The organism is Pseudomonas sp. P5_A2_2 (assembly GCF_054177685.1).
The window spans coordinates 1-3,982 of sequence record NZ_JBGCUL010000406.1 but is presented as its reverse complement, the minus strand read 5'-3'; the positions used below and the strand labels follow the sequence as shown (position 1 = coordinate 3,982).

3 protein-coding genes and 1 pseudogene are annotated in these 3,982 nt (G+C 54.5%); 2 read left to right on the top strand and 2 right to left on the bottom strand.

Translation table 11 applies throughout. The annotated features are described in order from the left end of the window. Nucleotides 1-24 precede the first annotated feature (24 nt). The gene (cysD, locus tag ACXRVY_RS19345; protein WP_223462148.1) at nucleotides 25-966 is read left to right on the top strand and encodes a sulfate adenylyltransferase subunit CysD; all 942 of its coding nucleotides are present in this window, start codon (nucleotides 25-27) and stop codon (nucleotides 964-966) included. Continuing rightward, nucleotides 966-2,861 carry a sulfate adenylyltransferase subunit CysN gene (cysN, locus tag ACXRVY_RS19340; RefSeq protein WP_223462073.1) on the top strand — a complete coding sequence of 632 codons (1,896 nt, stop codon included), beginning with the start codon at nucleotides 966-968 and terminating at the stop codon, nucleotides 2,859-2,861. Before cysD ends, cysN begins: the two co-directional genes overlap by 1 nt. Before the next feature lie 129 nt (nucleotides 2,862-2,990). Here cysN and ACXRVY_RS19335 read toward each other — a convergent pair whose 3' ends face one another. Beyond that, complete coding sequence (locus tag ACXRVY_RS19335; protein WP_223462071.1) at nucleotides 2,991-3,437, bottom strand: hypothetical protein; 447 nt, start codon at nucleotides 3,435-3,437, stop codon at nucleotides 2,991-2,993. A gap of 25 nt (nucleotides 3,438-3,462) precedes the next feature. Then, nucleotides 3,463-3,982 (bottom strand): annotated as a pseudogene (locus ACXRVY_RS19330) (glycosyltransferase); the annotation flags it as partial.

Below are 3,982 nucleotides of genomic sequence, written 5' to 3'. Positions count from 1 at the left end.
GGATTGCTGGGGTACCCGGCCATACTGGACACAAGCAGCCAAACCGGTCCGGTGGATGCGTTGAAAGTGCGCACGCCCCACCTCAAGCGTCTTGAGGCCGAAAGCCTGCAAATCATCCGCGAAGCGGTGGCCGAGGCGGAAACCCCCGCGATGCTGTACTCGATGGGCAAGGACAGCGCGGTGATGCTGCATCTGGCTCGCAAGGCGTTTTACCCTTCGCCACCACCGCTGCCATTACTGCACGTCGACACACGCTGGAAATTCCAGGAGATGTACCGGTTTCGCGACTTCATGGCCCGCGAAAGCGGCATGGATCTGCTGGTGCATACCAACCCGGAAGCCATCAGCAAGGACATCAACCCCTTTGATCATGGTTCGGCACTGCACACCGACATCACCAAGACCGAAGGCCTCAAGCAAGCGCTGGACAAATACAAGTTCGACGTGGTGTTCGGCGGCGCACGCCGCGATGAAGAAAAATCCCGGGCCAAGGAACGCATTTTTTCGTTCCGCACCCAGAGTCACCAATGGGACCCGAAACAGCAGCGTCCCGAATTGTGGAACCTCTACAACACGCGCAAAAAGCCGGGCGAGAGCATTCGTGTGTTCCCGTTATCCAACTGGACCGAACTCGATATCTGGCAATACATCTACCAGGAAAACATTCCGCTGGTCCCCCTGTACTTTGCCAGGGAACGTCCCGTTGTCATGCGTAACGGCATGACCATCATGGTCGACGATGCACGCATGCCCCTGTTGCCCGGTGAGAAAATCGAAGCCCGGAACATCCGCTTTCGCACTCTCGGCTGCTACCCGCTGACCGGTGCCGTGGATTCGAACGCCAGCACCGTGGCCGAAATTTTGCTTGAACTGCTGGGCTCCACTCATTCCGAGCGACACGGGCGAGCCATCGACAGCGACAGCTCTGCCAGCATGGAAAAGAAAAAGAAAGAAGGGTATTTCTGATGGTCCTGAAAACACTGGCAAGCGTCCCACAACAGCCCACGACCATTGAGGCTTACCTCGAGCAACAACAAGCTCAGGACCTGCTGCGCTTCATCACCTGCGGCAGCGTCGATGACGGAAAAAGTACCCTGATCGGCCGTCTGCTGTGGGATGCCCGGCAATTGACCGACGATCAATTGGCAACCCTGAAAACCGAATCAAAAAAATATGGCACCCAAGGTGGCGACATCGACTTTGCCTTGCTGGTCGACGGCCTGTCGGCGGAGCGCGAACAGGGCATCACCATCGATGTGGCCTACCGCTACTTCGCCACCGCCAAACGCAAATTCATCGTTGCCGACACACCAGGCCACGAGCAATACACACGCAACATGGTCACCGGTGCGTCAACGGCTGACGTAGCCGTCATCCTGGTCGATGCGCGGCAAGGTGTACTGACGCAAACCCGCCGCCACGCCTACCTGATCTCGCTGATGGGCATCCGTCACGTGGTGCTGGCCGTAAACAAGATGGACCTGGTCAACTTTGATCAGGACACCTTCCAGCGTATCGTCGAGACCTTCCAGGCATTCACCCAAACACTGGGCTTTGAGAAGATCACGGCCATTCCTGTCAGTGCGCTCAAGGGCGACAACATCACCCAGCGCTCGGCTCACACGCCGTGGTACAGCGGTCCAACGTTGATGGGTTACCTGGAAACCGCGGAAATCACCACACCGCAAGCCGAACGCCTGGTGTTTCCCGTGCAGTGGGTGAATCGGCCGAACGCTTCATTCCGCGGGTTCAGCGGCTATGTTGGCGAAGGCACGGTCAAAGTCGGCGATGAGATCCGCGTGACCCTCTCCGGTCAAACCGCAACGGTGGCGGAAATTGTCAGCATGGACGGCCCGATGCAACAGGCCGAGTGTGGCGACGCCGTCACCCTGAAGCTCGACCGGGAAATCGATGCATCTCGCGGCGACATCATTTCACAGAGCAAGAACCCGCTGGAAACCACCGACCAGTTTGAAGCAACGCTGGTGTGGATGGACGAAGAAGCCGGGCTGCACGGCCGCAACTACGACATCAAACTCGCCACGCAATGGGCAAGCGCCTCCATCACCACCATCAAATACCGGGTGGACATCAACACCCTGGCCCATGACGCCAGCACACAACTGCGACTCAATGACATCAGCGTCTGCAACCTCGCCATCAGCAAACCTCTGGTCTACGACAGCTACCTACATTCGAAAACCCTCGGCAGCTTCATCCTGGTCGATCGCATCAGCCACGCCACGGTCGCGGCCGGCATGATCACCCACAGCCTGCGACGCGCACAAAACGTGCACAAACAGGCCCTCTCGATCAGCCGCGAAAACCGCGAGAAACTCAACGGCCACAAGGGCAAAGTCATCTGGTTCACCGGATTGTCCGGCTCCGGCAAATCGACGCTGGCCAATGCCCTGGAAGTGGAGTTGCACGCCAATGGCTATCGAACCTACCTCCTCGACGGCGACAACGTTCGCCAAGGCCTCAACAAGGATTTGGGGTTTACCGATGCCGACCGCGTGGAAAACATCCGCAGAATCGCCGAAGTCGCCAAGCTGATGATGGACGCCGGAATGGTGGTCATTACCGCGTTCATTTCTCCGTTCAGAAGAGAGCGGCAAATGGCGCGGGAACTGATAGGGGAAGAGAACTTCGTCGAAGTCTACGTCAGCACACCGTTGGAGGTCTGCGAGCAGCGGGATGTGAAAGGACTGTACAAGAAGGCCCGGTCGGGGCAGTTGCCCAACCTGTCAGGGGTGGGGAGTCCGTATGAAGCGCCGGTGGAGGCTGATGTTGAGATTGATGCTGGGGAAGTTGATTTGAACGTGGCGACCGCCCGAGTGATGCAATCAATCAAGCAATGAAAATTTTCTCCATAAAAAACACCCCGAATAGCTCGGGGTGTTTTTTTGGATCAGAGGAACAGCCAAAATCCGATTCCCCAAATCACTCGCACCAAGGCTAATTTCTTAGTACCTCACTTAGGCGATTGATCAGCCCTTAATAGCCTGAATATTTAGCTTGGTTGGGCTGGCGCAAGCAAGACGGTCCTTTCCTTCTTGCTGAATAATTTTCACTGTATAGACACCTGATGCCAAAACCTTGATGTCTACCGCGCCATTGAAACCGGCCATTTCCAGTTCTGGTTTGGAAAAGGCTTTCGCTACATCCTCGCGAGAGGAACGGGTAAGCGGAGCGGTAAGGGCAACATCACCGTTCGACGAGATAAGTTCGATGGATACATCCTTTGGAACTGTGCCCGCCGCTACGTTGTAAGCCCACCCCCAGAACTGCAACGGCACGTTTGTCGAAACCTTGGCTTCGGCAACAGGACTATCCAGCGAGCACGAATTATTTAAAACGATGTCTTTTGGCTTACCTGCATCACATGCAGAAAGAAAACCAAAAATAGCAACAAGAGGTACATACATATAACGCATAACATTTCCTTAATGTACTTTCACTTTAATAGTCATCGCGCTTTAAAAATCGATTCAAAGCACGTCTCACACCAATAGTTTTTTCACTGATCATTGTCAAATACTTGGGTCGCAATACATCCAGCTTCCCCATTTCAGCCTGAAACCAGTTTCCATCTATACCGTATGCGTCTGCGAGCACCTCACGATGCACACGACTAGCGAGTAAATGACCGAGTTTAATGATCCCGATCATCTTGTAGGCCTTGCCCATGGCGCGGTTCGGCACAAAAAGCAATAACACCTTTTCTATATCAAGATGGATTGAAGTGGGTATATCCGAACACCTAAGCATCTCCGAAAAACCAGCCTTGAGCAGGTGCTCGGTGACGTCTTGGAAAAATGTATCAGCGATCAGATAGTGCTCGTTCATCGTACGAATGGAGTTAGTCACTGTCTGGCTGCTGACACTCTCCCCCGGCAACACTCTAAAATTTATCAGAGGTCGCTCAGAAATATGAATCGGGTAATGCTTGACCAGTCTGATCCACATATCAAAATCGGGT

Excerpts from the sequence above, each read along its gene's own strand:
- ACXRVY_RS19335 (WP_223462071.1), bottom strand. The coding sequence starts at position 3,437 with ATGCGTTATATGTATGTACCTCTTGTTGCTATTTTTGGTTTTCTTTCT.
- cysN (WP_223462073.1), top strand. The coding sequence starts at position 966 with ATGGTCCTGAAAACACTGGCAAGCGTCCCACAACAGCCCACGACCATT.